This window comes from Spongiactinospora sp. TRM90649 (genome assembly GCF_029382225.1).
Taxonomy (GTDB): Bacteria; Actinomycetota; Actinomycetes; order Streptosporangiales; family Streptosporangiaceae; genus Spongiactinospora.
The window spans coordinates 156,656-175,412 of record NZ_JARLTC010000013.1 but is presented as its reverse complement, the minus strand read 5'-3'; the positions used below and the strand labels follow the sequence as shown (position 1 = coordinate 175,412).

At 70.8% G+C, this 18,757-nt stretch carries 20 protein-coding genes and 2 pseudogenes; 7 read left to right on the top strand and 15 right to left on the bottom strand.

All coding sequences use genetic code 11. The features are described from left to right. Positions 1 to 23: 23 nt before the first annotated feature. The 5 genes and pseudogenes from P3X83_RS18435 to P3X83_RS18415 form a co-directional block, all read right to left on the bottom strand. Positions 24 to 1,445 carry an MFS transporter gene (locus P3X83_RS18435; RefSeq protein ID WP_277306346.1) on the bottom strand — a complete coding sequence of 474 codons (1,422 nt, stop codon included), beginning with the start codon at positions 1,443 to 1,445 and terminating at the stop codon, positions 24 to 26. A 129-nt stretch (positions 1,446 to 1,574) separates the two neighbouring features. Further along, a pseudogene (locus P3X83_RS18430) lies at positions 1,575 to 2,066 on the bottom strand (acyl-CoA dehydrogenase family protein); the annotation flags it as partial. Between the two features lie 162 nt (positions 2,067 to 2,228). Next, a complete protein-coding gene (locus P3X83_RS18425) occupies positions 2,229 to 3,074 on the bottom strand; it encodes an alpha/beta hydrolase (RefSeq protein WP_277306345.1) in 846 nt (281 codons plus the stop codon). Next, positions 3,071 to 4,000, bottom strand: a complete 930-nt coding sequence (locus P3X83_RS18420; protein ID WP_277306344.1) for a VOC family protein — start codon at positions 3,998 to 4,000, stop codon at positions 3,071 to 3,073. Before P3X83_RS18420 ends, P3X83_RS18425 begins: the two co-directional genes overlap by 4 nt. Before the next feature lie 43 nt (positions 4,001 to 4,043). Beyond that, positions 4,044 to 5,588 (bottom strand): annotated as a pseudogene (locus P3X83_RS18415) (bifunctional 3-(3-hydroxy-phenyl)propionate/3-hydroxycinnamic acid hydroxylase). A 171-nt stretch (positions 5,589 to 5,759) separates the two neighbouring features. On the opposite strand from P3X83_RS18415, the gene P3X83_RS18410 reads away from it, so the two are divergent. Continuing rightward, a complete protein-coding gene (locus P3X83_RS18410; protein ID WP_277306406.1) occupies positions 5,760 to 6,398 on the top strand; it encodes a TetR/AcrR family transcriptional regulator in 639 nt (212 codons plus the stop codon). Between the two features lie 40 nt (positions 6,399 to 6,438). On the opposite strand, the gene dmpG is transcribed toward P3X83_RS18410, so the two are convergent. The 3 genes from dmpG to P3X83_RS18395 are packed head-to-tail and all read right to left on the bottom strand — an operon-like array spanning position 6,439 to position 9,238. Further along, positions 6,439 to 7,464 carry a 4-hydroxy-2-oxovalerate aldolase gene (gene dmpG / locus P3X83_RS18405; RefSeq protein ID WP_277306343.1) on the bottom strand — a complete coding sequence of 342 codons (1,026 nt, stop codon included), beginning with the start codon at positions 7,462 to 7,464 and terminating at the stop codon, positions 6,439 to 6,441. Then, a complete protein-coding gene (locus tag P3X83_RS18400; RefSeq protein WP_277306342.1) occupies positions 7,464 to 8,411 on the bottom strand; it encodes an acetaldehyde dehydrogenase (acetylating) in 948 nt (315 codons plus the stop codon). The genes dmpG and P3X83_RS18400 overlap by 1 nt, the downstream gene beginning before the upstream one ends. Further along, complete coding sequence (locus tag P3X83_RS18395; protein ID WP_277306341.1) at positions 8,408 to 9,238, bottom strand: fumarylacetoacetate hydrolase family protein; 831 nt, start codon at positions 9,236 to 9,238, stop codon at positions 8,408 to 8,410. Before P3X83_RS18395 ends, P3X83_RS18400 begins: the two co-directional genes overlap by 4 nt. A 69-nt stretch (positions 9,239 to 9,307) precedes the next feature. On the opposite strand from P3X83_RS18395, the gene P3X83_RS18390 reads away from it, so the two are divergent. After that, entirely contained in the window at positions 9,308 to 10,072 is a 765-nt protein-coding gene (locus P3X83_RS18390) for an IclR family transcriptional regulator (protein WP_277306340.1), read from the top strand. Between the two features lie 27 nt (positions 10,073 to 10,099). Here the strand turns inward: P3X83_RS18390 and P3X83_RS18385 are convergent, their stop codons facing one another. After that, positions 10,100 to 10,543, bottom strand: a complete 444-nt coding sequence (locus P3X83_RS18385) for a winged helix-turn-helix domain-containing protein (protein ID WP_277306339.1) — start codon at positions 10,541 to 10,543, stop codon at positions 10,100 to 10,102. Between the two features lie 67 nt (positions 10,544 to 10,610). After that, positions 10,611 to 11,564 carry a serine hydrolase gene (locus tag P3X83_RS18380; RefSeq protein ID WP_277306338.1) on the bottom strand — a complete coding sequence of 318 codons (954 nt, stop codon included), beginning with the start codon at positions 11,562 to 11,564 and terminating at the stop codon, positions 10,611 to 10,613. A 246-nt stretch (positions 11,565 to 11,810) separates the two neighbouring features. Here P3X83_RS18380 and P3X83_RS18375 point away from each other — a divergent pair, with 246 nt between their 5' ends. Then, positions 11,811 to 12,416 carry a DUF4291 domain-containing protein gene (locus P3X83_RS18375; protein WP_277306337.1) on the top strand — a complete coding sequence of 202 codons (606 nt, stop codon included), beginning with the start codon at positions 11,811 to 11,813 and terminating at the stop codon, positions 12,414 to 12,416. Here P3X83_RS18375 and P3X83_RS18370 read toward each other — a convergent pair. Both P3X83_RS18370 and P3X83_RS18365 read right to left on the bottom strand, forming a co-directional pair. Next, positions 12,392 to 12,781 carry a VOC family protein gene (locus P3X83_RS18370; protein WP_277306336.1) on the bottom strand — a complete coding sequence of 130 codons (390 nt, stop codon included), beginning with the start codon at positions 12,779 to 12,781 and terminating at the stop codon, positions 12,392 to 12,394. The genes P3X83_RS18375 and P3X83_RS18370 overlap by 25 nt on opposite strands. Before the next feature lie 473 nt (positions 12,782 to 13,254). Beyond that, a complete protein-coding gene (locus P3X83_RS18365) occupies positions 13,255 to 13,539 on the bottom strand; it encodes a hypothetical protein (protein ID WP_277306335.1) in 285 nt (94 codons plus the stop codon). Between the two features lie 124 nt (positions 13,540 to 13,663). Here P3X83_RS18365 and P3X83_RS18360 point away from each other — a divergent pair, with 124 nt between their 5' ends. Continuing rightward, entirely contained in the window at positions 13,664 to 14,116 is a 453-nt protein-coding gene (locus P3X83_RS18360) for a hypothetical protein (RefSeq protein ID WP_277306334.1), read from the top strand. Here P3X83_RS18360 and P3X83_RS18355 read toward each other — a convergent pair. Further along, positions 14,113 to 14,541: a DUF6463 family protein gene (locus tag P3X83_RS18355; protein ID WP_277306333.1), complete on the bottom strand. Its 429-nt coding sequence runs from the start codon at positions 14,539 to 14,541 to the stop codon at positions 14,113 to 14,115. The genes P3X83_RS18360 and P3X83_RS18355 overlap by 4 nt on opposite strands. Continuing rightward, positions 14,538 to 15,137 (bottom strand): DUF2867 domain-containing protein, encoded by a 600-nt coding sequence (locus P3X83_RS18350; protein ID WP_277306332.1) that lies wholly within the window; start codon positions 15,135 to 15,137, stop codon positions 14,538 to 14,540. Before P3X83_RS18350 ends, P3X83_RS18355 begins: the two co-directional genes overlap by 4 nt. Positions 15,138 to 15,378: 241 nt before the next feature. Here P3X83_RS18350 and P3X83_RS18345 point away from each other — a divergent pair, with 241 nt between their 5' ends. Together P3X83_RS18345 and P3X83_RS18340 are read left to right on the top strand one after the other, a co-directional pair. Continuing rightward, entirely contained in the window at positions 15,379 to 16,545 is a 1,167-nt protein-coding gene (locus P3X83_RS18345; RefSeq protein ID WP_277306331.1) for an RNA-guided endonuclease TnpB family protein, read from the top strand. A gap of 141 nt (positions 16,546 to 16,686) precedes the next feature. After that, entirely contained in the window at positions 16,687 to 17,253 is a 567-nt protein-coding gene (locus tag P3X83_RS18340) for a TetR family transcriptional regulator (protein ID WP_277306330.1), read from the top strand. A 4-nt stretch (positions 17,254 to 17,257) separates the two neighbouring features. Here the strand turns inward: P3X83_RS18340 and P3X83_RS18335 are convergent, their stop codons facing one another. Further along, positions 17,258 to 17,632, bottom strand: a complete 375-nt coding sequence (locus P3X83_RS18335) for a hypothetical protein (RefSeq protein ID WP_277306329.1) — start codon at positions 17,630 to 17,632, stop codon at positions 17,258 to 17,260. Between the two features lie 152 nt (positions 17,633 to 17,784). Between P3X83_RS18335 and P3X83_RS18330 the strand changes: the two genes are divergently transcribed. Further along, positions 17,785 to 18,756, top strand: coding sequence for an alpha/beta hydrolase (locus P3X83_RS18330; protein ID WP_277306328.1), 972 nt, complete (start codon positions 17,785 to 17,787; stop codon positions 18,754 to 18,756). Position 18,757 lies beyond the last annotated feature (1 nt).

The window sequence follows — 18,757 nt, the reverse complement described above, 5'->3', positions numbered from 1 at the left end:
CGGACATGAGGCCCGCATCGGGGTCAGCCGCGGGAGGCGGCGACTTCGTCGGCGGGAGCGGCGGCGGGGGTGCGCAGGGTCGCCGCGGCGATCAGGGTGCCGAGCAGGGCGACGGCGGCGGCTCCGATGAACGCGGCGGAGAAGCCGTCGGTCAGCGCGGGCAGGTCGCCGAGCCGGCCGGCGCCGTTGGCGGCGGCGATGGCGGTCATGGCGGCCAGGCCGAGGGCGGAGCCGACCTGGTAGCTGGTGTTGACGATGCCGGAGGCCAGACCGCCCTCCTCGGGGCGGGCGGAGGAGATGGCGGTGCCGAGGGAGGGGATGAAGGCCAGAGACATGCCGAGCGCGGCCACCAGGCTGGCGGGCAGGACGTCGACGGCGAAGCTGCCGTCGGGGCTGATGAACGACAGCCAGGTCATCCCCGCGGTGAGCAGGAGCAGACCGGTGACCGTGGTCGCCTTGGGGCCGAACCGGTTGATGAACCGGGGCGCCAGGACGATCATGCCGAGCATGATGAGGCCGGTCATCGGAAGCAGCGCGGCGCCGCTGGGGAAGGCGCTGTAGCCGAGGACCTGCTGCAGGTAGAGGTTGAGGAAGAACCACATCGGAATCCAGGCGCCGCCCAGCAGGAGCTGGGTCAGGTTGGCGGCGGAGAGATTCGGGGTGCGGAAGATGGACAGGCGCATCAGCGGCTCGCGGCGGCGGGCCTGGATGGCGACGAACCCGGCCAGCAGCACCAGGGCGGCGGCGAGGGTGATCAGCGTCTCGGCGGAGCCCCAGCCCGCCTCGGGTGCGCGGACGATGGCGTAGACGGCGGCGCCGATGCCGAGGGTGACGGTGAGCGTGCCCAGGACGTCGATGGAGCCGCGCCGGGCGGGGGCGGCCGGCATCAGCGGGCCGGTGGCCAGGAGCGCGATGACCGCGATGGGAATGTTGATGTAGAAGACCCAGGGCCAGCTCAGGTATTCGGTGATGAGGCCGCCGAGGAAGACGCCGGCGGTGCCGCCGGCGGGCGCGGCCGCGCCGTACAGGGCGAGGGCCTTGGTCAGTTCCCTTGGGTTGCCGCCGAACAGCATCATCAGCAGGGTGAGCGCGGACGGCGCGATCAGCGCGGCCCCCACGCCCTGGACGGCGCGGCCGGTCAGTTCGACCCACACCTCGGGCGCGATGCCGGCGAGGAGTGAGCCGGCGAGGAGGATCACCCACCCGGTGCTGAAGAGGCGGCGGGCGCCGAACAGGTCCGAGAGCCGGCCGCCCAGCAGCAGGAGGCCGCCGAAGGCGACGACGTAGGCGTTGAAGACCCAGGACAGGTTCTCCTGGGAGAAGCCCAGGTCCTGCTGGATGCGGGGGAGGGCCACGCCGATGATCGACGTGTCCATGATGACGATGAACTGGGCGGCGGCGATCAGGGCCAGGGCGGACCAACGCCGGGTGGATGGTGCGGACATCACGAACTCCAAGGCTCATACCATACCCATGTAGGGTATTTTTGGATCTTGCCTGTACCCCCGGGGGGTGTGCAGGCAAGGGCTAATAAATACCCAAGGGGGGTATATGTCAAGTCCCCCGGCCGGGCGTCAGGTGAGGCCGACCCCGTGGCGGCGCAGTTCGCGGCGGGCCAGCGAGCGCAGATGCACCTCGTCGGGGCCGTCGGCCAGGCGGAGCGTGCGCGCGTGCGCCCACAGCGCGGCCAGGGGCTGGTCCTGGGAGAGCCCGATCCACGTCTGGACGACCCCCTGACCGGCCAGGGTGCCGCCGAAGGCCGTCCGTGCCCCGGCGCGGCGGCACATCGGCTCCAGGGCGCGTTCGGCCATGCCGATGAGGCGCATGCAGTGGTGGATGCGGCCGGGCCCGAGACGTGCCTGCGCCGCCGCGAACCCGCCGCCCTCTTCGGCCGGCAGGTGGCCGGCGGGCACCCGCGCGTTCTCGAAGGTGATCTCGGCGTGGCCGCCGTGGGCGGCGTCGGTGTAGCCGAATACGTGCATGCCCCAGGTGACGCGGACGCCGGGGGTGTCCCGTGGCACCAGGAGCATGCTGTGCCGTCGGTGCGGCGCGGCGTCCCCGGTCTCATGAAACGCGAACTCGCCGCCGCCATCCGGCACTACGGCGTCCGGGAACCCGCCCAGGGTATCGTCGTCACGGGCGCGGGACGGCCGAGGCGTTCCGGCTCAGCCGATCCGGCCACGTCAGGGGCAAGATCGTGCTGACCGGCTTCCGCTGAGGGCCGCGGGTCAGTTGTTGGCGACGAAGTCGGTGACCAGCCGGTTGAACTCGTCGGCGTGCTCGATCATCGCCCAGTGGCCGCAGTGGTTGAGCACCACCAGGCGGCTGTCGGGGATGTTCGCCAGCAGGTACAGCGAGGTCTCGTAGGAGACCACGCGGTCGTCCCGGCCGTGGATCAACAGGGTCGGCACCTGGATGGACGGCAGCAGCTCGGGCCTGACCCACTTCGGCAGCGGCGCGCCCTTCGGCAGCCCCTCGACGTAGTTGCGCAGGTGTTCCGGACGGGCCAGCGCCGCGTCGGACCGGGCCTGGCACAGTTCCGGGGTGGCGAAGCGGGGCTTGTCGTAGACCATGATCTCGACGAGCCGGCGCATGTTCTCCGGGCTCGGGTCCCGGTACGCCTGGATGAGCACCTTCAGGCCCTCGGACGGGCCGTCGCCCGCGCCGAAGAGGGTCGGGAACCGGCCGACGGGCGGGCCCATGGTGACCAGGTGCGAGATCCGGTCAGGGTGCTCGGTGGCCAGCCGCAGCGAGGTCTGGCCGCCCATCGAGTTGCCGACGAACGCGGCCTTCTCGACGCCGACGGCGTCCAGGAACTGGATCACCGCTGCCACGTGGTCGAGGCGGTCGACCGTCGCCGGGTCGGACTCCCCCCAGCCGGGCATGTCGATCGCGTACACGTGGAACCGCTCGGCCAGCGCCTCGATGTTGCCGGCGAAGTTGCTCCACCCGGTGGCGCCCGGCCCGCTGCCGTGCAGCAGGACGAGCGGGTGACCGGCGCCCGCCTCGTAGTAGCGCAGCTTCCAGTCCTCGGTCTGGACGGTGCGCGCGATGTCGTCCGGGGCGAGGGTCATCGGGCGTCCTCCGGCGCGAGTGCGGCGGTGTAGAGCCCGGCGACGACCTCTGGGGGACGGTGACCCCAGTTGTTCAGCCGGTCGAGCGTCTTGACCTCCCAGGTCTCGTCGTCGATGATCAGCCCGCCCCAGCCGTACTCGACGCTGAAGCCGGAGGGGGTGCGGACGTAGAAGCTGAACATGTTGTCGTTCGGGTGCATGCCGAGCGTCATCTCGAACGGCTGCTTGGCGTCCAGGCACCGGTCGTAGGCCATGCCGACGTCGCGGATGTCGGTCACCTCGACCATGAAGTGGTGGGTGCTCTTCGGCGACGGCAGGTCGCCGAAGGCCACCGTGTGGTGCCGGCCGTTGCAGTGCAGGAAGATCAGGTCGGCGACCACGCCGGGGGCGAGCTCCTCGATGATGATGTCGCTGACCTTGAAGCCGAGCAGGTCGATGTAGAAGGCCAGGTAGGTCTCCCGCGAGACGCCGTGCGCCAGCAGGACCTGGTGGCCCGCGCCGCCCGCGCCGGTCACGAACTCGCCGAGCAGCTTGGCCGACTCGAACGGCGTGGCCGCGTCGGCCAGGCCGGTGACCAGCTCGATCCGGTTGCCCATCGGGTCGGCGGTGACCAAGATCCGGTCCACCTTGCGGGCGGCGGCGAGGGCGGCGCCGCCCTCGGTGATCTCGATCCCGGCGGCTCGCACCTTCTCGGCCAGCGCGTCCAGCGCGGCGTCGTCCGCCACCTCGTAGCCGGTGGCCACCAGGTCGTCGGCGGGGCCGCCGGTGACGATCCAGCGGTGGGCCTTCTCGTCGGTGCGCAGGGTGAAACCGTCGCCGGTCCGCTCGCCGATCCGCATGCCGAGCAGTTCGACCCCGAAGTGCTCCCAGTCGGAGAGGCCGCTGACCTCGTAGACGACGTAACCCAGTTCCTTGACGTGCGACATTCTTTCCTCTCCTCGTTCTCAGGGGGGCTCTCGGGCGGGGCTCTCAGGCGGGTACGGCGAGCCCGCTGACGTCGGCCGCCGCGACGAACTTGTCGGGGCGGAGCGCGACGGCGCGCACGCCGTACCGGCTCAGCCACGGCAGGATGACGTCGTCGAGATCGACTAGTTCGTCCGGTCCCTGCGTGTAGGCCGTTTTCGGCCGCACCGCGACATAGCGGGCGCCCAGCGCGTCCCAGGCCGACTTCTCCTGCTCGGTCAGCAGGGCCGCCGGATCGACGTCGGCGCCGAGCAGCACGAAGCCCGAGCCGAGCAGGTCGTCCAGGCGCCCCATCCGGCCGACGGTGTCACCGGCGATCGGCTGCGGGATCATGCGGCCGACGATGCTGGCGTCGCCCAGCGGGCCCCTGATCCATCCGCCTTCGAGCACCGGCGGGGCGATGAGCGGCGGCTCGAACGGCGTGACCGTGTCCTGCGGCACCGCGTTCATCGCGGCCTGCTCCTCCTCGGACAGCTCCTGTTTGATGACGCGCCCGAGCTGGACGGCCAGGCCCGTGTAGAAGGCGGCGTTGGGGCGCCGCTCCGCCTCGTAGGTGTCCAGCCAGCTCTCCGGCAGTTCGCCGGTGATCACGCGGGCGAGCTTCCAGCCCAGGTTGTGTGCGTCGCGCATGCCGGTCTGCATCCCGGCGCCCGCCCACGGCGGCATCAGGTGGGCCGCGTCACCGGCGAGGAACACGCGTCCGCGGCGCCAGGTGTCGGCCATCCGGACGTGATGGCGGTAGAAGGCGTGCTGGTGGATGTCGACGTCCCGCTCGGTGACGCCGAGCGCCTTGAGCAGCGGCCACACCTCGGCGCTGGTCGGGTAGTTCGCGGGGGTCTCGTCGGGCTTGAGCGGGATCTCCCACCGGTGGTTGCCTGCGGAGAGCGCGATGTCGACGACCGGGCGCTCCTTGTCGGACCAGAAGGTGAGGAAGTCGCGGTCCGGCCACCAGCGCTTGACCTTGCAGTCGATGACGATCCAGGTGACGTCGTTGGTGTCGCCCAGCAGGCTGCAGTCCACGGCGGCCCGGGTGGAGCTGCTGCCGCCGTCGGCGCCGATCGCGTAGCGGGCGCGGACGGTGCTGACCTCGCCGGTGGCGGTGTCCTTCGCGGTGAGGGTGACGCCGTCGGCGTCCTGGTCGACCCGGGTCACCTAGGAGCCGTAGCGGACGGCGATGCGGTCGCCCTGCTCCTGCGCGGCGGCGCGCAGCTCGGCCTCCATGGTCGGCTGGTAGATGTTGTAGAAGCGCGGCTTGCGGCCCAGCGTCGAGGGAGGATGCTCGACCCGCATGATCTCCGTGCCGTCGTACGTGACCCAGCGCAGGGCCCGCTGGGGGTCGATCCTCTTGTCGATCCGCTCGTCGATGCCGAGGTCCTGGAAGATCCGCATCGTCCAGTCGTTGACGGTGACCGCGCGGGCCCGGGGGTAGATGTCCGCGTCGCGTTCGAGAGCGATGGCGGACACGCCGTACCTGGCGAGGGTGAGTGCGGCGATCACGCCGGTCGGGCCGTACCCGATGATCGCTACGTCCGCGTCGTGGCTCTCGGTCATGCGCTGGCTCCGTTGTCTCGTCGCCGGGCTCCTGGCGACTCTTTTGGACCGAACGTTCGGTTCGATTGTGGTGAGGGTAACAAGGAGCCACCGCGTCATGTCAAGGGCCCACCGAGAGTGACCTTGAGGTGAAGCCGGTCCCGTCGGCTCCCTAGACTGCGGCAGGTGGAAATGTCGCAAGCGCGGGCGGGAAACCGGCGAGGCCGCCGGTCACGGCAGGAAATCCTCGACGCGGCCGCGCGGGTGATGTCCGTACGCGGCTACGCCGGCACGTCGATCTCGACCCTGGTCAAGGAGACCGGCCTGCCGAAGAGCGCCTTCTACCACCACTTCGAGTCCAAGGCCGGGCTGCTCTCGGCCGTCATGGCCCAGGGCGCGCAGGGGTTCTTCGAGGCCATGCGCGACGCCCACCGCGAGCCGCCGGAGCACAACGGCCCGCGCGAGCGGCTCGGGTGGTACCTGCGGAGGACCGGCGAGGTCTTCGTGCACCGGGAGGAGTTCCTGCGCCTGCTGCTCGTGCTGGTGATGAGCCACGAGGCCGCCGAGGCGCCGGAGGCGCAGCGGACGGTGAGCGCGGTCCGCGACGAGGGGCGCGACTACATGCGGCACATGATCCGCTCGTCGTTCCTGAGCGAGGGCGAGGACGCCGCGAACCGGGTCGCCGACGCCCTCGCGCACTTCGGCATGGCCGGATTCGACGGCGCGTTCGTCTCGCTGCAATCGGCGGACGGCAAACCGATGGCGGAGTTCATGTCCGAGCTCACCGACGCCATGGCGACGATGGGCGAGGCGTTGATCGCCGGCCGCTGAGCCGGGCCGCGATCAGGCGGGCCGCTGAGCCGGCCGGCGATCAGATGGGCCGCGCCTCGCGCCCGGCGGCGATCGTGAGCGCGATATCGACGATCATGTCCTCCTGACCGCCCACGAGACGACGGTGCCCGCACTCCATGAGGATGTCGCGCACGTCCACGCCGTACCGCGCCGCCGCCGCCTCCGCGTGGCGCAGGAACGACGAGTACACACCGGCGTACCCCAGGGTCAGGGTCTCCCGGTCGACGCGCACCGGACGGTCCTGCAGCGGCCGGACCAGGTCGTCGGCGGCGTCCTGCAACAGGAACAGGTCGCAGCCGTGCTCGAACCCGGACAGGTCCGCGACCGCGATGAACGCCTCCAGCGGGCAGTTGCCCGCCCCCGCGCCGTGACCGGCCAGCGACGCGTCCACCCGGCGCACGCCGTTCTCGACCGCGACGACCGAGTTGGCCACCGACAGCGAGAGGTTCTCGTGGGCGTGGACGCCGATCTCGGTCCCGGCGTCGAGCACGTCACGGTAGGCGCGGACCCGCGCGGCCATGTCGTTCATCGTCAGGCGGCCTCCGGAGTCGGTGACGTAGACGCAGTGCGCGCCGTACGACTCCATCAGCTTGGCCTGCTCGGCCAGCTTCTCGGGCGGGGCCATGTGGGAGAGCATCAGGAAGCCGGACACGTCCATGCCGAGCTCGCGCGCCGCGGCGATGTGCTGCGCCGAGATGTCGGCCTCGGTGCAGTGCGTGGCCACCCGGACGGAGCGGACGCCGAGGTCGTAGGCGCGCTTCAGCTCGTGGATGGTGCCGACGCCCGGCAGCAGCAGCGTGGTGAGCCGGGCGTTCTTCAGCACCGAGGCCGCGGCCTCGATCCACTCCCAGTCCAGGTGCGAGCCGGGGCCGTAGTTGAGCGACCCTCCGGCCAGGCCGTCGCCGTGCGCGACCTCGATCGCGTCGACGCCGGCCCGGTCGAGCGCGACGACGATGCGTCGGACGTCCTCAGGGGTGATCCGGTGCCGGACGGCGTGCATGCCGTCCCGCAGGGTGACGTCCTGAACGAAGATCGGGGTGCCCATCAGCCCGCCCTTCCCGCTGCGATGAGCTCCGCGACGCGCATGGCGGCGGAGGTCATGATGTCGAGGTTTCCGGCGTAGGCCGGGAGGTAGTGCGCGGCGCCCTCGACCTCAAGGAAGACCGACACCTGGTGCGTGGGCCGGACGGCCCCGCCTTCCTCGGTGAGAAGCGTCTCCACCGGCTGGTCGGCGGGGATCTCGGTGATCTGCACCTGCTGCTTGAGCCGGTAGCCGGGCACGTAGGCCGCCACGTCGGCGACCATCTTCTCGACCGACCGCCGGATCTCGTCCTGGACGGCGGCGTCCGGCGCCGAGACGAGGCAGTAGACCGTGTCCCGCATGATCAGCGGCGGCTCGGCCGGGTTGAGGATGATGATCGCCTTGCCTCGGCGCGCCCCGCCCACCTTCTCGATGGCGGCCGAGGTGGTCTCGGTGAACTCGTCGATGTTGGCGCGCGTGCCCGGCCCGGCCGACTTCGACGCGATCGACGCGACGATCTCGGCGTACCCGACCGGCGCGACCCGGCTGACGGCGGCGACGATCGGGATCGTGGCCTGGCCGCCGCAGGTGACCATGTTGAGGTTGGGCGCGTCGAGGTGCTCGTCGAGATTGACGGCGGGGACGACGTAGGGCCCGATCGCGGCCGGGGTCAGGTCGATCAGCCGCTTGCCGAGCGGGGTCAGCTTCGCGGCGTTCGCCTCGTGGGCCTTGGCGGAGGTCGCGTCGAAGACGATCTCGATCTCGTCGAAGTCCGGCAGCGCGATCAGCCCGTCCACGCCCTCGTGCGTGGTCTGGACGCCCATGCGGGCGGCGCGGGCGAGGCCGTCCGACGCCGGGTCGATGCCCACCATGGCGCCCATCTGGAGGTGCCGCGCCCCGCGCAGCACCTTGATCATCAGGTCCGTGCCGATGTTGCCCGAGCCGATGATCGCGACTTTGGTCCTGGTCATGACGCCGCTCCCGCCGCCTCGCTGAAACGGACGCTCACCGTGCCCAGCCCGGACAGGGTGGCGGTGACGGTGTCGCCGGCGGCCACCGGACGCATCGGGCCGAGCGCGCCGGAGAGGATGACCTGGCCCGCGCGCAGCGGCTCGCCCAGGTCGCGGGCCGTTCCGGCCAGCCACACGACCGCCGCGATCGGGTCGCCGAGGCAGGCCGCGCCGGTCCCGGTGGAGGCCTCCTCGCCGTTGACGCGCATCGACATCGCGACGTCGATCGGCTCGAACTCGTCGAGCGTGCGGCGCTCCGCGCCGAGCACGTAGGCGCCCGAGGACGCGTTGTCGGCGACGGTGTCACCGAAGGTGATGTCCCATCCGGCGATCCGGCTGCCGCAGATCTCCAGCGCGGCGACGCCGTACTCGATCGCGTCCCGGACCCGCGCGGTGTCGAGCGGGCCGTCGGCGAGGTCGGCGCGGAGCACGAAGGCGATCTCCGCCTCGGCCCTCGGCTGGAGCACCCGGTCGATCGGGATCGTGTCGCCGTCGGCGTACGCCATGTCCGCGAAGAGGACGCCCAGGTCGGGCTGGTCGACGCCGAGCTGCCGCTGCACGGCCTCCGAGGTCAGGCCGATCTTGCGGCCGACGGCCCGGGCGCCCGAAGCGAGCCGGCGCTCGGTGAGCGCGGCCTGTACGGCGTACGCGGCGGCGAGGTCGGCGCGGCCGATCAGGTCGCGCACGGGCGGACACGGCACACCGGACGCCGAGGCCCCGGCGAGCCGCTCGGCCGCGGCGGCGATGTCTGACTCGCTCGTGGCGGCGAGCCGGCTGGATTCTGTCACGACCTCAATGTGCGGCCCTGGACGGCCACAAAACCAGGCTAGCGTATCGCTCAGCGATACACTGGCAGCGTGACGACGGAAAGGGCCGACCTCGACACCGTGCTGGGCAAGGCGGTGACGATCCTGCGCGCCTTCCGGGCCGACGACCAGGCCGTCAGCCTCGCCGAGCTGGTCCGGCGCACCGGCCTGCACAAGGCGACCGTCCACCGGCTGTCTCGCGACCTCGTCGCCAACCGCCTCCTCGACCGCGCCGACGGCGGCTACCGGCTCAGCGGCGGCCTGTTCGAGCTCGGCATGCTCGCGTCACTGGAACGCAGCCTGCTCGAAGTGGCCATGCCGTTCCTCCAGGACCTTTACGAACGCACCCACGAGACCATCCACCTGGGCGTCCGGGAGGGCCGCGACGTCGTCTACGTCGCCAAGATCGGCGGCCACCGTCAGGCCAGGGCCCCCTCGCGCCCCGGCGGGCGGATGCCGCTGCACTGCACCGCGATCGGCAAGGTCCTGCTCGCCTATGCCGACGACGGCCTGCGGCACGACGTGCTCACCGGCCCTCTCGAACGGCGCACCCCGCACACCGTCGTCGCCCCCGGAGCCCTCCGCCGCCAGTTGCAGCGCGTGGCCGAGACCGGCGTCGCCTTCGAACACGAGGAATCGGCCCTCGGCCTCCTCTGCGTCGCGGCCCCCGTCCTCGGCCGCGACGATGAGACCCTCGCCGCCATCAGCGTGGCCGGCCCCACCGGCCGATTCCGCCCCGAAAGCCACGTCCCGACCGTCCGCGCCACGGCCGCCGCCCTGGCCGCCACCCTCACCCGCCGATCCATGCTCCGCTGACCCGCCTCCACCTGCTCGCGCCGGGCCTCAGCCGGGGGGATCTCCGGGGTCCGGCGGGGTGCCGCCGCCCCCGGCCACGTCGATCGCCGCGGCGGCGAGGGCCAGCACGGGGAAGATCGCATGTGGCGGGACCCGATAGACGCCGCGTTCGGGCTGCTCGACCAGCCCGGCCGACGCGAGCGTCTTGAGGTGGTGGTAGAGCTGGCCGGGGGAGGCCAGGGCCAGCTCCGCCTGCAGCTCCGCGACCGGCTTGGGGCCGACGACCAGTGATTGCAGGATCTGGAAGCGGGCCGGGTGCCCGGCGGCGGCCAGTACGGCGGTCAACGGCCCGGTCGGCTGCCGCAGCAGCCAGCCGGGGCTGCGGTTCACCTCCCACAGCCACTCGTTGCCGTCGAGCCTGGCCTGGCCGCCGTAGGTGATCAGGCCCGTGTCGTCGCCGCCGGCCGGGGGCCGGGAAGTGGCGGCGAGCACGGCCTCAAGGGCGGCGACCCGTGCCTCAAGGTCCTCGAACCGGTCGTCGGCACTGGTCAGGGTCGCCTCACTTCAATGCTGCGCGAACTCTCGCGAGGAAGCTCGCATCGGTCGCCATCCGCACGATGAACTGCTGATGAGCATAGCTGCGCAGCCCGGAGAACCAAGTGGCCTCCGGTAGGTCCCGCAGCACGAGGACGGTCTCGAAGGGCTTCTCTCCAGGTTGGACGATGTACATGGCCTCGCTGATGACACCGGGCATCGCGCCCTCCTTCGTGCCGATGACCAGCGTGCCCAGGTCGGCGCCGGGCTGGCGCATCGGCCACTCCAGGTGCTTTCGCGCCATCTTGTCCTTAGTTAGTTCGGCGAGCACTCCGCGCAGCACGCCGGGCTTGATGCGGGCCACGGTCTTGGACCAGGCGGCCTGCTCGGCGAAGCCGGGGAGCGTGAGCTGTAGCTGCTTGCCGGCCTTGACGTACTTCCGCAGGCACACGTCGGCGGGCAGCGCACAGCCGCCGAAGGCGCGCAGCGCCTCACCGTTGACGGTGCCGACCCGGGTCCGTGCGATCTTGCGCAGCGCATCGGGACCGAAGCGGTCGCGCAGCAGGTCGGTGGCGGCGTTGTCGCTTTCCTCGATCATGGCGGAGACGATCTGGTCGAGCGTGACGCTCGCACCGGGGTTGAGCCGTTTGAGCGCGGCCTCATGGGCACCGCCGTCGGTGCCCGGCAGGTGGTAGGCGTTCCAGCGAGCCACCGGTACGCGTTCGCCGGGCTTGGCCTTCCCCTTGCGGACGGCGTCGACGTAAGCGGCGAGATGGACGATCTTGATGGCCGACGCCACGGCCGTGAGCTGGTCTGCGTTGTGGCTGATGCCCTGCGTCACCAGCGCGACGTCGTCCGGGTTCGCGCGGATGTAGTCCAGCACCGCCTCAACGTTCTTGAGATCGGCGGGGGCGGGGGCAGTGGGTGCTGCGCCGGCGGTACTGGTCACCGGGGCCGCCACTACCGCGGCGAGCAGCATGCTGAGGATGGTCTGCATGCCTCCATTGAACCACAAAATCGAAATTTCGGAATAACGGAGTTTTGTCGGCGTGGCGGCTCCTGTGCGAAGCCCTCGGCCGGATCCCTGGTCATGCCCGGCCGCCGTGCCACGGTCCGCGAGCACGGATCGCGTACCCATGGCCCCACGCCGGGCGCCCCGGCCGCCCGATCTCCACGGTGGCAATTCGATTGTCCGGCCGGTGGGTGGTTCGCCATGATGGGCGCGGTGGACATTTCATACCGGCAGATACGTGCCGCCTACACCGACGAGTCCATTACCGTCTACCAGGCATACGACGCGGAAATCGCGGACGCGGCCGTCGCCGCCCAGCGTCTCGTGCCACCCTTCAAACGGGAGCGGATGACCTGGATCAAACCATCCTTCTCCTGGATGATGTACCGCTGCGGGTGGGGTAAGAAGCCAGATCAGGCCAGGGTTCTGGCCGTTGACATCACGCGGGACGGGTTCGAATGGGCGCTCCGGCACTCGTGTCTCAGCCATCCACGCGATCGCGCCGGTAAACGCCCGCGTGAGCACCCCGTCCGGATTCAATGGGACCCTGAACGCGACCCGCACCACAATCCGTTGCCGTACCGATCGATTCAGATCGGGCTTTCCGGCGAGGCCGTCACTCGTTATGTCGACGAGTGGACCGTGGCGATCACCGACCTCACCGACCGGGTGCACGGCATACATCAAGCACTACGTGACGGCCACGACATCACGGACATGCTGCCGGGCGAACGCCGCTATCCCCTGAGCGAAGAACTCGCCCGGACCGTCGGCGCGACGACGGTAGCCCCTGGTCAGGGGCCGAGCAGATCCCAGTGATTCCCCGCGATGTCGAGAAACACGGCCACACGCCCGTAGGGCTCGGCCCGCGGTCCCCTCACGAACTCGACCCCCGCCGACGTCATCCGCCGGTAGGCGGCGTCGAAGTCCTCCACCCGCAGAAAGAACCCCACCCGCCCCGCGACCTGCCGTCCCACCACGGCGGCTTGGTCCTCACCATCGGCCTGGGCCAGCAGCACTCCCGTCTGCCCCCCAGGCGGCCGGACCACGACCCACCGCTTCGGCCGACCATCATTGGTCAGCGCAGGCACATCCTCCGCCACCTCGAAGCCGAGCACGTCAACGAAGAACCCGAGCGCGACGTCGTAGTCGTCGACCACGACCGTGACAAGATCGATCCGCATGTACGAACGCATTCCCCTTCGGCTGATCGAAGCCTAGATCACGGAAGTGTCGCGCGCTCATGCCGTCATCGGAAGTAGTCGTACGCTCACGGTGGGCGTCCATTGGTCGGCGTGAGGAGACCCGCGGGGAACCACCACGATCCCAACAGCGGTGACAAGGATCCGAGGCCCGAGCCCGCCGCCTGACTGGACGCGGTCTACTCCGACCAGCCGATCGTCACCCAGCTCGCGGACGGCGCCGTCGCCGTCCGCGATGTGATCGGAGACCAGGGTGCCCTGAGACTCCCTCCCGACGCATCACACCTCGTCCAACTCCGCTCCGGCCGTCGTCGCCGATCTGCTCCGGCTGCTGCGCGTCGCCCCTGGGCATCGTGTCCTGGACGTCGGCACCGGTATCGGATGGACCGCCGCGCTGCCGGCCCACATCGTCGGCTAGCACTGCCTGGGCGGGTCGTCGGGGCTGTGCCGGGCGGCTAGGGGGTCTCGGCGGCTTGGCGGAGGTGCGTGCGGGCCCTGAGGTGGTCGGCGCGGTCTATGGTGGCCCACCAGGGGTGGCCGTAGAGGATGTCCAGGTGGCGGGCGCGTTCGGCGCGGGCCTCCGTCAGGGCGGTGCGCTGGGCCTCGGGGATGGTCGCCTTTCCTGAGGCGACCTCCGTGGCGGCGGGTATGGCCGACGCGATCTCCTCGCAGGTGCGTTCGGCGGCGAGGTAGGCGCGTTGGGCGGCGATCAAATCGGCGGGCAGGTCGAACTCGGCCACCGGATCCTCCTCGCTGTTGGTGCGAAGAGGATCATACGGATCGCCGTTTGCGGGGCTTCATGTGGGTTTGGATATTTATGGGCAGACTTGTGGTGATCTGTCCTATGCGCGTACCTTTCAGCAGGTGAACGACCCTGCACCACCCGGTGACGGCGACGCCGGGCTCCAGCACGAACCGCTCGCCATCGAAGATCTGGAACAGACCTGCCTGACCTGCCAGGGGCAGGGCACGCGGGTCGATCCCGCCTGGCAGGTCTGGCGGGAGCGGCTGAGAGAGCTCGCGGACGCCGCCCGGGAGGCGCGCGAAGCCGCCGGCCTGCCGCCTGAGACTCCCGCGACCGGGATGGGCGTGGTGATCGACATCCATGGAGGGGCCGGGCAGAGCCCGCCCGTCGACGTGCCGTCCGCGGTGGCGGACGCCGAACGGGCCCTGGACGACCACATGGACGCCCGGCCTCTGGCGTACGAGCAGCGGCGATGCGCCCTGTGCCGGGGGAACGGGGTGGTCCTGACCGACCTCGGGGTCGAGCTCGTGGCGCTCCTGGAGCGCCACGGCTTCGTGCGGTCCTTCGGCTAGCCCGGGACCTCTCGCGACGGCCGGTCGCTCCTCCGCGCCGCCACGATGATCAGCGCACCGGCGACGGACCCGGCCGCGAACGGGGACGGGACCAGGATGACCCCGCTGATCAGCGACCACGCCACGAGGCCCCAGCCGACCCCGGCCGGCAGGGGCACCGCGCGGGCGGCGAGTCGCCAGGTCGCACAACCCAGCAGGATCAGCGGTACGGCGAAGCTCCCCGGACCACCCCAGAATCCGGCCGCGTCGCGTAAAGCGGCCGTCGTCGAGGCGCCCATGATCGGGACGGCGGCCCAGATCCCGCGATCCACCCACCCAGAGACAACGCCCCAGGACAGGAGCGTCTGCACCGAAAGGTGCCCTGCCCCGAGGAAGAGCATGATCCCGCTCGCCCAGCGCAGCGGTGACCGCACGGAGCCCGTCACGGCGTGCCCGCCGGGCGTGCGTGGTCGCGCCAGGCGCGTTCCCATCCGCGGGTCAGCGCCGGGTAGACGATGAGGTAGCGGAACGGCGCGATCGCGGCCATGTAGAGCCGCCCGAACCACCCGTTGGCCTTGACCAGGACGGCCATCCGCAGCTCGTGGCCGCCGTCCGCGCCGGGCGCCCAGCCGAGGTGCATCACGGTGTGCACGGTCTTGTTCGCCAGCTCGCGCGCGGCCTCCGTGGGGAGTTCGTAGACCGGTTTGAGAGGCATGTCCGCACCGTCCTCCCCGCGCGGAGCGTCACGGAGATCGCCGGGCAGCCGGTCGCGGAGCGAGGCGACCCGCGCGCCGATGCCCGCCGACGGCCGGTCCCAGCCGAGGAGCCGGCCGATCTTCCACCGGAGGCCGAACAGGAACCTCACCGGCCAGGGCTGCTCCGACAGCCCTCCGGCGGCGCGCATCGCCGCGAGCATCACCGGAAAGTCGTCCGGCCCGGCCCCCGGGGTGCGGAACGCCCACACGTCCTCGACCGCGAAGTCGCCGGTGAACTCGTGGACGCGCCAGGGGTGCGCGCTGAACGCGCTCCTGGGCAGTTTCACGAGAGTGCCCCGTCCGGTCGCGGAGTGCCGGTGAGGCCGAGTGCGCGGTGGCGGGGGTTCGCCCGGCCGAGATTCGCCCGGTCTCCCGGGGCCGACGCATGGGTCATCTGATGCCTCCGAGGAGACCCCCGCCTTCAGGCGGGGGAGGAATCGGACTCCTGCCTCGCGGGGCAGGACGGACAAATCCACCGAATCGAACAACCGTGCGACTCGTGGTTGATCGCGCGATACGATGCCAGGCGTGGCGCAGGTCGTGAAGCGGGCCTATAGGTACCGCTTCTACCCGACCCCCGGGCAAGCAGCGGAGCTTGCCCGGACGTTCGGTTGCGTCCGCCTGGTGTACAACAAGGCGCTGGAAGCGCGGGCCCGCGAATACCGGGTGGAGGGGCGTCGAGTGTCCTATGCGGAGTCCTCGGCCATGCTCACCAGGTGGAAACGTGGCGGCGAGTTCGGGTTCCTGTCCGAGGTGTCGTGTGTGCCGTTGCAGCAGGCGTTGCGGCACCTGCAGGCGGCGTTCGCGAACTTCTTCGCCAGACGGGCCGGGTACCCGGCGTTCAAGTCGAGGAAGAGGTCGCGGTCGTCGGCGGAGTACACCCGTTCGGCGTTCCGGTGGCGCGACGGCACGCTGAGGCTGGCGAAGATGGACGCGCCGCTGGACGTCCGCTGGTCGCGTCCGTTGCCGGAGGGTGCGGAGCCGTCCACGGTGACCGTGTCCAGGGACGCGGCCGGACGCTGGTTCGTCTCCCTGCCGGTGGAGGAGAAGATCACCCCGCTGCCGCCGGCGGACGCGGCGGTGGGTGTGGACGTGGGGATCACCGCCCTGGCCACGCTGTCCACCGGGGAGAAGATCCCCAACCCCCGCCACGAACGCCGTGACCGGCGCAGGCTGGCCAAGGCCCAGCGGGCGCTGGCCCGCAAGGAGAAGGGATCGAACAACCGGGCCAAGGCACGGCTCAAGGTCGCCAGGGTGTACGCGCGGATCGCCGATCGCCGGCGGGATCATCTGCACAAGGTCACCACACGGCTTGTTCGCGAGAACCAAGTGATCGCCGTGGAAGACCTGGCCGTCCGGAACATGGTCAAGAACCGCTCGCTGGCCCGCGCTGTCGCCGACGCGTCCTGGCGTGAGTTGCGGGGCATGCTGGAGTACAAGGCGGCCTGGTACGGGCGCACGCTGGTGGTGGTGGACCGCTGGTTTCCCTCCTCCAGGCTGTGCTCGGCGTGCGGGGCCCTGCGAGAAGCGATCCCGCTGAACGTCCGCGAATGGACATGTGCCTGCGGCGCCGTCCACGACCGGGACGTGAACGCGGCCCGTAACGTGCTCGCCGCCGGGCAGGCGGAGAGTGGAAACGCCTGTGGAGCCGGTGTAAGACCCAATGGGGAGACCTCCTCGGCGGGCGGTCGGTGATGAAGCAGGAATCCCCTTCCTTCAGGAAGGGGAGAAGTCAACCACTTCATGGCGGTCCTCCCACCGTTCTATGTTGACCGACACAGGCTATAGGGGCCGACATTTGATGTGTCATTCGGCATACCTGATTAGATGGACCGCATGGCCACGCGACGTATGGAGAGGACTCAGGAGAGCCGCAGGCTGTTGCTGACGGCCGCGGCCGGGCTCTTCGCTGAAAAGGGGTACCGGCGGACGAGCTTCATCGACATCGCCGACAAGGCGGGCATCAGCCGTGGCTCCATCCCCTGGCACTTCGGCAACAAGCTGGGCCTGCTGGAAGCGGTGATCGACGACCAGCTCCAGGCCGTGCTCGGCCGGTTCGCCGAGGGGCGCTCCGACGATCCGCTCGACCGGGTCATGGCCTTCGTCCGGCTGCCCGCCGCGCGCCTGTTCATCACCCTGCTCGCCGAGGCCGTGGAGGCCGGCTCGCCGATCCGCGAGCACTACGCGCGCCTGCACGCGGCACTTCGGCACGAACTGCGGGCCCGCATACCGGCGGCGTCGCTCCCTGCGGGAACCACCCCGGAGGCGTTCGCCGTCGTCCTGGTGGGGGCCGTCATCGGCCTGCACGCCCAGTGGCGGGTCGCCCCCGAGGCCGTGGACCTGGACGTGGTGCAGGCCACGCTGCGCACGCTCCTGCCGCCGGGTCTGAACCGGGCGTCCTGAGCTGCTAGCCCAGGCCGACGAGCAGGGCCAGGACGGCCAGCGCGAGTGCCGTCGGGGTCATGGCGTAGCGCTCCGGCTTGCTGCGTGAGATCGCGTTCATCGCCGTGCCAAGTACGAAATATCCGAATATGACCCATGTCCCGGCCGTGGAGATCGAGTCGGCGACGACGTCGATCAGCCCCGCACGGTCGAGGGCGATCAGGGCGATCACCGCGTAGATCGGGATGGTGATGACGCTTCCGATCCGCTGCGCGGTCGGCAGCACGCGATGCCGTCCTCCCCAGGCGAAGTGCCCGAGCGGTGCGCCGGCCGCCAGGGCCGCTTGGCCCACTGCCGGCACGGCGAGAAGTGCGGTCAGGAGAATCGCGGCGATGGTCATGTTTTCGCAGCGTATGTCGCAAACGGGGCGGGTGCTGATCTTGGGCATTTGGAATGTCCCACGCCCGTCATCCGGCAGGGGCTATGCGGCCCGGAGGATCGGGGTTAGTGTCTACGCTCGTAGAAGTTCGGCGCGGCGCATGGAGGCGCATGATGAACTACGTCCCGGTTCCTTATGATCCCGAACTTGAGGAGGGCCTGGCGGCCTTCCTGGCGGCCGTCGAGGTCGTGCCGTTGCGGGCCGACACCATCGTGCGCAACCGGGAGCACTTCGCCGAGCTCATCCCGCCGATGGAGGTGATCGTCGGGGATCGGCCGGTCCAGTGGTGGGACGTCGACGTCCCCGGCCCTGAAGGCGCGCCCGACGTGACCCTCACCGTCGTACGGCCCAAGGGCGGGCCCAAGCCGGGCGCGGCGGCGATCTACGAGATCCACGGCGGCGGGATGGTGCTCGGCACCCGGTTCTTCGGGGTCGAGGGGCTGATCCAGTCGGCCATCGAGCACGGCACGGTCGGCGTGGCCGTCGAGTACCGCCTCGCGCCGGAGCACCCGGCGCCCGCCCAGGCCGAGGACTGCTACGCGGGGCTCGTCTGGACCGCCGAGCACGCCAAGGAGCTGGGCTTCGACCCGTCCCGCCTGCTCGTGTCCGGCTTCAGCGCGGGCGGCGGGCTGACCGCGGCCGTCGCCATCATGGCCCGCGACCGCCAGGGCCCTACCGTCGCCGGGCTCTACATGGGCGCCCCCATGATCGACGACCGGAACACGTCCGTCTCCAGCCGCCAGTACGACGGCATCGGCGCCTGGGACCGCAACAACAACGACACCGCCTGGACCGCGATCCTCGGCGAACGGCGGGGCTCCGCCGACGTCCTGCCGCACGAGGTGCCCGCGCGGGCCGCCGACCTGTCCGGGCTGCCGCCCGCCTTCGTCGAGGTGGGCGCGGCCGAGGTCTTCCGCGACGAGGCCGTCGAGTTCGCCACCCGCGTCTGGGCGACGGGCGGGCAGGCCGAGCTGCACGTGTGGGCGGGCGGCTACCACGGCTTCTCCGGCAGCTCCGACGCACCCGTCGCGCACGCCGCCCAGGCGGCCAAGCTGTCCTGGCTCCAGCGGATCCTGGACGTCTGAG

Coding starts and splice junctions, on each gene's coding strand:
- P3X83_RS18370 (WP_277306336.1), bottom strand. CDS start 12,781: ATGCGGATCGATCTTGTCACGGTCGTGGTCGACGACTACGACGTCGCG.
- P3X83_RS18410 (WP_277306406.1), top strand. CDS start 5,760: ATGTCGCAAGCGCGGGCGGGAAACCGGCGAGGCCGCCGGTCACGGCAG.
- P3X83_RS18330 (WP_277306328.1), top strand. CDS start 17,785: ATGAACTACGTCCCGGTTCCTTATGATCCCGAACTTGAGGAGGGCCTG.
- P3X83_RS18425 (WP_277306345.1), bottom strand. CDS start 3,074: ATGACCCTCGCCCCGGACGACATCGCGCGCACCGTCCAGACCGAGGAC.
- P3X83_RS18435 (WP_277306346.1), bottom strand. CDS start 1,445: ATGTCCGCACCATCCACCCGGCGTTGGTCCGCCCTGGCCCTGATCGCC.
- dmpG (WP_277306343.1), bottom strand. CDS start 7,464: ATGGGCACCCCGATCTTCGTTCAGGACGTCACCCTGCGGGACGGCATG.
- P3X83_RS18335 (WP_277306329.1), bottom strand. CDS start 17,632: ATGACCATCGCCGCGATTCTCCTGACCGCACTTCTCGCCGTGCCGGCA.
- P3X83_RS18340 (WP_277306330.1), top strand. CDS start 16,687: ATGGCCACGCGACGTATGGAGAGGACTCAGGAGAGCCGCAGGCTGTTG.
- P3X83_RS18380 (WP_277306338.1), bottom strand. CDS start 11,564: ATGCTGCTCGCCGCGGTAGTGGCGGCCCCGGTGACCAGTACCGCCGGC.
- P3X83_RS18420 (WP_277306344.1), bottom strand. CDS start 4,000: ATGTCGCACGTCAAGGAACTGGGTTACGTCGTCTACGAGGTCAGCGGC.
- P3X83_RS18400 (WP_277306342.1), bottom strand. CDS start 8,411: ATGACCAGGACCAAAGTCGCGATCATCGGCTCGGGCAACATCGGCACG.